The following is a 6,000-nucleotide window of genomic DNA, read 5'->3' on the forward strand; positions in this document are numbered from 1 at the left end:
TTAAAACATTGGCGAAGCTAACTTTACTCCGAAAGGAGATTGAGGCAACCATACCTCGCCGGAGGGGCAACCATACCCCTCCACCCCACAAAAGTTTTAACTCAATGTAAAGCCGTCCTAAAAGGACGGGGTTTCTAACCCATATTTCTGATGACCTTGGCGGAAAGACTGGCACAAGATTGGAAGTCACGACTAGAACAAGATTGCCCGGAGGAGAGTTCTAGCACTCGCGAGAGTGTTGTCCGCTGGCTGTTGGGAGACAGGCCAGAAAGATTTGACTCTCTTGCTCCGGCTCAACTAACCGTCGCCTCCGGCGCGATCGACTTTTTATATCGAATTTTGCTTTCTCGGTATCTGGGAGTACCGCCAGAAAAAGCTTACCGCAACTTAATCGGGCGGCTCGGCGGTTTGGTGGTGCTCCGGCAAAAAATCCAAGCGTGGGTTTCCCTGAGTCGCGACAGACAGCGGAGTGCGGTGGAGGTACTACAAGAAGTGATTCAGGAAATGCTCAATTCCGATCGCTACCTGCAGCAGCAAGTCGCCTGGATTGCCGAGTGCACCTCAGACAGACGCCTGCGAAATGCTTTGCTGCTGGCGAGCACAGAAGAATACTGCTTGCGGCCGATCCGCAACCAGCCGCTGCTGGTGTACCGTTTTGTCAACTACCTGCGGCGTGCCCAGCGGGGCGGGTTGACGCAAGTGCCTGCCGGAGACTGGGTGCGGCTGGTGTCGGAACAGGTTCTGCCCGACGATACAGACGAACCGCTCAGCCTGTTAGACGAACAGGCCATGTCCGAGTATCGAGAAAATCAAGCTTGGGAAGAGCAGCAAACTCAGCGGCAGATTGTCCAACAAGAATTTGAGAATTACTTGGCGGCTGAAGTCGATCCGCTAGCTTCCCGGTGGCTGCGGCTTTACCTGCAAGGTCGTTCCCAAGAGGCAATTGCCGAGGATTTGAAGGTTCCAATCAAGCAAATTTACCGCTTGCGAGAAAAAGTCAGTTACCACGCGATTCGGGTTTTTGCGGTCAAACAAGCACCGGAATTAGTCGCCAACTGGCTGGAAACTTCGCTCCAAGAACACAGTTTGGGCTTGACTCCCGCTCAGTGGCAGCACTATTTACAAAACCTTACGCCGGTGCAGCGGCAGTTGGTAGAATCGTTGAAAGCAGGCAAAAGTGTAGAGACGATCGCATCTGAATTAAAGCTGAAAACCAATCAAGTCATCGGCGAGTGGAGCAAACTCTATTTAGCAGCTCAATCGCTCCGCAACGAGTAGATCGATCATGGGTGGCAGGCAATTGCTCGCGGTTAATTGGCGGTAGCATTTTTCAGAATCCGCGCTACAAATCAATTCCCGAACAGCCACAAAGTGCTGCGAGTTTCCCCGTGGAAAACCGCACGATGCCCCTTGTATCAAATCAGGTTAGATCGATCGGGATATCGTAGCGCTGGCGCGACGATCGCGATCGGAGACGATCGCAGTCAACTCTCTGGGCTAAGATACTAGCAGCACGATCGACTTTTTAGGGTTTTTTAACCAATCCTAAATTCAGCGGTTGCCCGTAAATCTCGGTTCGGGTGCATCTATAATACTTGCGCGTTAAAGACATAATTCTGTCGTTGCCAGCCACGGGAAGCAATCTCCCGCGATCGATGATAGTTGGTCTAGACTGCGCCTGTTATCATCAAGTTCTCCATCTTTTGGTAGAATTTGAGGCTGCAATAGAGAAGGGAGAAAATTCGGGGACTAAGGATTTTTATTTCATAAAAGCTTCCGGTTGTTAGACCAATTCCTCCGTCAGGGAAGTTGCAGCGTTTAAATTTATCGCATCAGGTTGGTGCGTCGCGCTCGATCGCGCTTCCAACTACATAGCAGCTAATGGTACATACATCTTCAACAGACTCGGCAGCTACAATGGACTCCGATCGAATCTTTCACCTAATCGACACAGTTGTCCCCTTTGAAGCTTGCCTTTACTATCAAGTTTTGCCTTTATCTCTAGAAGGTAATCTTTTTAAACTGGGCGTAGTTGATGCCCAAGATGATTCCGCCTTGGACTACGTGCAGCGGATTTTAGCTTACATGAATTGCTCAGTCACAACAGAGCCAATTGCCTCGGAAACTCAGCGCTCGATGCTCTCAGCTTACTTGCTCCACGGGAGCCAGCTCAGAGAACCCAGCCAGACAGAAACCGCCGCAGCCCCAACACCCAAAAATCCCGCACCAGCAACTTCAGGCCCCAAAGCAGAAACGCTGCTGTCTGTGCCAGAACCCTCGATGCCCGCTCCTGAGCGGTTTAAACCTGCTGGCGCTGAGGTTCGCCCGACACCGACACAGCTATCGGTTTTGAATGTCGAGGCCTTGCACTTGTCAAGCCAAGTGGAAGTTTTGGCAACTTTGCCCGCGCCCCAACTGCTGCAAGAATTGCTCGGTAGAGTGCTGCGAGAGGGTATCGGCCGCCTGTTTTTTGAGCGGCACCAGTCCCAAGGTCGCATTCTTTGGAGTCAAGACGGCGTTTTGAAATCGATGCTCGAAGGTATCGATATCGTCCTGTTCCAAGAGGTCATCGACGAGTTGAAGCGGCTGACAGATATGCCTGTTTGCCCGGTGGAACACCCCAAACAAGTCGAAGTTGAGCGCATATATCAAAACACTCATTTGCTGTTGCGCTTGCGGGTAATGACGGTGGGCGGCAAGGAAGAAGCCACGCTGCAAGTGTTGCGGGGGGCAGCTTTGAGGTTTTACCAACAGCAGCAGTTGTCTACTTTGAGTCGGGACGCACTCCGGCTGGCAGAAGAATTGCAGCGGAAAGTGAATCAAATTCGCGATCGAACTCGCCTTTCTCCTGTGCCTTTAGAGGGGTTGCCCGCTTTGGAACAGGTGGTTAGAGATGTTGACGACCAAATTGAAGCTTTGCTGCACGAACACCATCCCGAGTAGCCCTAATCAGCAATAGATGACTGTTTTGAATTTTTTTTAACTCACATCAAGTCCGGTCAAATAATAATAATAATTACGTTTGTAGTGAGGACTAAAGTCCAAGCGAGTTTTATGAAAACTCACGTCTTCACTACAAACCAATTTGATGGAAGTTCTGCGAGGTGACAGCATATTATACCAGTTCCCCAAAAGAATGGAACTTTATGCCCGTACTCTAAATCCTGGTAGTAATCAGTCATTCCCAATCTAAAATCTAAAATCTAAAATGGTATTAGCCGTGTTCAAAAACATCATTGTACTGCAATAAATCCAAACTCACAAAAACTGGCAAACACTGAAAACATTGCTGTGCAATTTCCCAGCGTTCTTCTCGCTGCAACATAGCCGTCAACTTTTGTTTAGCGCTTAGCAAATAGCGGACATCGTTAGCAGCATAATTTAGTTGCTCGTCAGAAAGATTAGTTGCATTTCCCCAGTCTGAACTTTGAGATGTTTTATTTAATTCTACCTTTTCAAGTTCTAAGATTAATTCTTTTAATCCGTGTTTGTTGGTATAAGTTCTAGCAAGTTTACTAGCTAGCTTGGTGCAGAAAACTGGTGCAATATCAATACTTAAATTGTAACGCATTGTTGCCATATCAAAGCGCGCAAAATGAAATACTTTCTCAATATTTTCGGCTTCCATTAACTTCTTTAAATTGGGTGCTGCTGTCTGGCCTTTGGCAATCCGCACCACTGCAACTTTACCTTCGGGATTGCACAACTGCACCAAACACAAGCGATCGCGCCAAGGTAGCAAACCCATTGTTTCCGTATCAACGGCGATCGCCGGCGCAGTCAAATAATAAGATAAGAGAGAATCGGGAATATCACGATCGCACACTTGAAAATCTGCAAATTCCATTATTAGTAATTGTTGACTGTTGACTGTTGACTGTTAACTGTTGACTGCCTTCTTCCTTCTTCCCTCTTCCTTCTTCCTTCACTTTACCGGCTGCGGACAAAAAGCTGAGTAAAATAATACTCGCCTTTGGCATTTTTCGCAACCCCAATACCGGTCACATTAAACTGACCCTCCATATTCTTGCGGTGGCCGTCACTTTTAATCCAACCTTCAACAGCATTGCGTACCGGGTCGCTGTAGCCAAAATTATAAGCAAGATTTTCAGCTACACTTTGATAAGGAATCGTAATTGCTTTCGCCCGCCCTTCAAATCCATCGTGGCTGAAACTTACTTTACCCTTAGCCATATTTTCGCTGTGAATTCTGGCTACCTGACTAATTCGCGGATCGATACTCAGCGGCGGCAACTTTTTAGATGCTCGGTATTGATTGATCTGTTGGTTAACCGCTTTTTCTAAGTCAGTAATAGCACTCGAAGCAACATTAGTATTCATGGGAGTCTGTGGCAGCGATCGCGTAGGAATAAAGGTGTCACACTTAGGCAGGATTGTCAACAATCCCAAGCACATCAAAATCAAACCTTTGGACATGAAATCAAACGAGAAATAAAGTTAATTGTTACCAATTCCTACAGAGCGATCGCCCCACATTCCGCCAAACTAGATATTTAGAACTTTCGCCACAGTGTTCACGTCTTTGTCGCCGCGTCCCGAACAGTTAAGCACAATCTGCGGATTGCCTGTTAGCTGCGGGCAGAGAGTCTCTAAATAGGCGATCGCGTGAGCAGTTTCCAAAGCCGGAATAATCCCCTCCAACTGCGAAAGCCGCTGAAATGCTTCCAGCGCTTCTGCATCAGTTACGCTATAATATTCAGCTCTGCCCGCATCCTTCAAATAACTGTGTTCCGGCCCCACGCCCGGATAATCCAAACCCGCACTAATCGAATGCGGCTCAATCACTTGACCTTCATTATCTTGAAGCAAATAACTCATCGCCCCGTGCAGAACTCCCACACTTCCTTTAGTCAAAGTAGCAGCGTGTTTCTCCGTCTCCACACCTTCGCCGGCCGCTTCAATACCGATCAATCTGACAGTTTCTTCCCCGATAAACTCGTGAAAAAGACCCATTGCATTAGAACCGCCGCCCACGCAAGCTAATAAAATATCCGGCAAACCAGCCCACTTTTCCTGACACTGAGCGCGGGTTTCTTGACCGATTATCGCATGGAAATCGCGCACCATCATCGGGTAAGGATGCGGACCCGCTACCGAACCGAGAATGTAATGAGTTGTCTCCACGTTTGTCACCCAATCGCGAATCGCTTCGGAAGTCGCATCTTTCAGCGTTCCCGTACCCGCCGCCACCGGCCGCACTTCTGCTCCCATCAAGCGCATTCTAAACACATTTAAAGCCTGTCTTTCCATGTCGTGAACGCCCATGTAGACAACGCATTCTATCCCAAAACGAGCGCAAACTGTGGCGGTAGCAACGCCGTGTTGGCCGGCACCAGTTTCAGCAATTACCCGCTTTTTGCCCATGCGTTTTGCCAGCAATGCTTGAGCTAAAGCGTTGTTAATTTTGTGAGCTCCCGTGTGGTTTAAATCTTCGCGTTTGAGGTAAATTTGCGGGCCAGTTCCGTCTGCTTTAGCGTAGTGCTCGGTGAGGCGTTCCGCGAAATACAAAGGGCTGGGGCGGCCGACATAATCTTTGAGCAATTGTTGGAGTTGCTGTTGAAATTCCGGTTCGCTGCTGTATTTGTGGAAAGCAGCTTCTAGTTCAAATAAAGCCGGCATCAGGGTTTCGGGGACGTATTTGCCGCCGAATTTGCCGAATCTGCCGAGGGAGTCGGGGCGTTGAGTGCTGGTTTCGGGAGTTAGATGCAGGGGTGTGACTGTCACGAACTTTGTGGGGATAATGGGACAGATTTCATTATATCGAGTCGATGGGGCTGTGGGCGATCGGGTGCGATCGCGAGGGCTGCAAGAAATCGCTGGGATGGCTGAAGTTGGTTTTAGCCTTCAATATTTTGTCCTGTAAGGGTTTCAGCGATTTTTTTTGTGGCTGAGAGGCTATTTGTAAGTAGGTCGGCGGGAAAATCCATAAGTATGTAACAAAATATTAAGTAGGGTGACTGGACTTGAATTTAATACGTT

At 48.4% G+C, this 6,000-nt stretch carries 6 protein-coding genes; 3 read left to right on the forward strand and 3 right to left on the reverse strand.

All coding sequences use genetic code 11. The features are described 5' to 3' along the window. The first annotated feature begins 150 nt into the window (after positions 1-150). Together QUA20_RS15600 and QUA20_RS15605 are read left to right on the forward strand one after the other, a co-directional pair. On the forward strand, positions 151-1,278 hold the full coding sequence (locus tag QUA20_RS15600) for a HetZ-related protein 2 (RefSeq protein WP_333189710.1): 1,128 nt from the start codon (positions 151-153) through the stop codon (positions 1,276-1,278). Positions 1,279-1,881: 603 nt separating this feature from the next. Next, positions 1,882-2,943 carry a hypothetical protein gene (locus tag QUA20_RS15605; RefSeq protein ID WP_333189711.1) on the forward strand — a complete coding sequence of 354 codons (1,062 nt, stop codon included), beginning with the start codon at positions 1,882-1,884 and terminating at the stop codon, positions 2,941-2,943. Between the two features lie 271 nt (positions 2,944-3,214). Here QUA20_RS15605 and QUA20_RS15610 read toward each other — a convergent pair whose 3' ends face one another. The 3 genes from QUA20_RS15610 to trpB form a co-directional block, all read right to left on the reverse strand. Further along, positions 3,215-3,847: a ribonuclease D gene (locus QUA20_RS15610; RefSeq protein WP_333189712.1), complete on the reverse strand. Its 633-nt coding sequence runs from the start codon at positions 3,845-3,847 to the stop codon at positions 3,215-3,217. An 83-nt stretch (positions 3,848-3,930) separates the two neighbouring features. Then, the gene (locus QUA20_RS15615; protein WP_333189713.1) at positions 3,931-4,437 is read right to left on the reverse strand and encodes a CAP domain-containing protein; all 507 of its coding nucleotides are present in this window, start codon (positions 4,435-4,437) and stop codon (positions 3,931-3,933) included. 69 nt (positions 4,438-4,506) lie between these two features. Then, a complete protein-coding gene (trpB, locus tag QUA20_RS15620; RefSeq protein ID WP_333189714.1) occupies positions 4,507-5,745 on the reverse strand; it encodes a tryptophan synthase subunit beta in 1,239 nt (412 codons plus the stop codon). On the opposite strand from trpB, the gene QUA20_RS15625 reads away from it, so the two are divergent. After that, positions 5,735-5,884, forward strand: coding sequence for a hypothetical protein (locus QUA20_RS15625; RefSeq protein ID WP_333189715.1), 150 nt, complete (start codon positions 5,735-5,737; stop codon positions 5,882-5,884). The genes trpB and QUA20_RS15625 overlap by 11 nt on opposite strands. Positions 5,885-6,000: the final 116 nt, after the last annotated feature.

This window comes from Microcoleus sp. Pol7_A1 (genome assembly GCF_036701085.1).
Taxonomy (GTDB): domain Bacteria; phylum Cyanobacteriota; class Cyanobacteriia; order Cyanobacteriales; family Microcoleaceae; genus Microcoleus; species Microcoleus asticus.

Bases quoted from the DNA above. Each gene is read 5' to 3' on its own strand.
- QUA20_RS15605 (WP_333189711.1), top strand. From the start codon at position 1,882: ATGGTACATACATCTTCAACAGACTCGGCAGCTACAATGGACTCCGAT.
- QUA20_RS15615 (WP_333189713.1), bottom strand. From the start codon at position 4,437: ATGTCCAAAGGTTTGATTTTGATGTGCTTGGGATTGTTGACAATCCTG.
- QUA20_RS15610 (WP_333189712.1), bottom strand. From the start codon at position 3,847: ATGGAATTTGCAGATTTTCAAGTGTGCGATCGTGATATTCCCGATTCT.
- QUA20_RS15600 (WP_333189710.1), top strand. From the start codon at position 151: ATGACCTTGGCGGAAAGACTGGCACAAGATTGGAAGTCACGACTAGAA.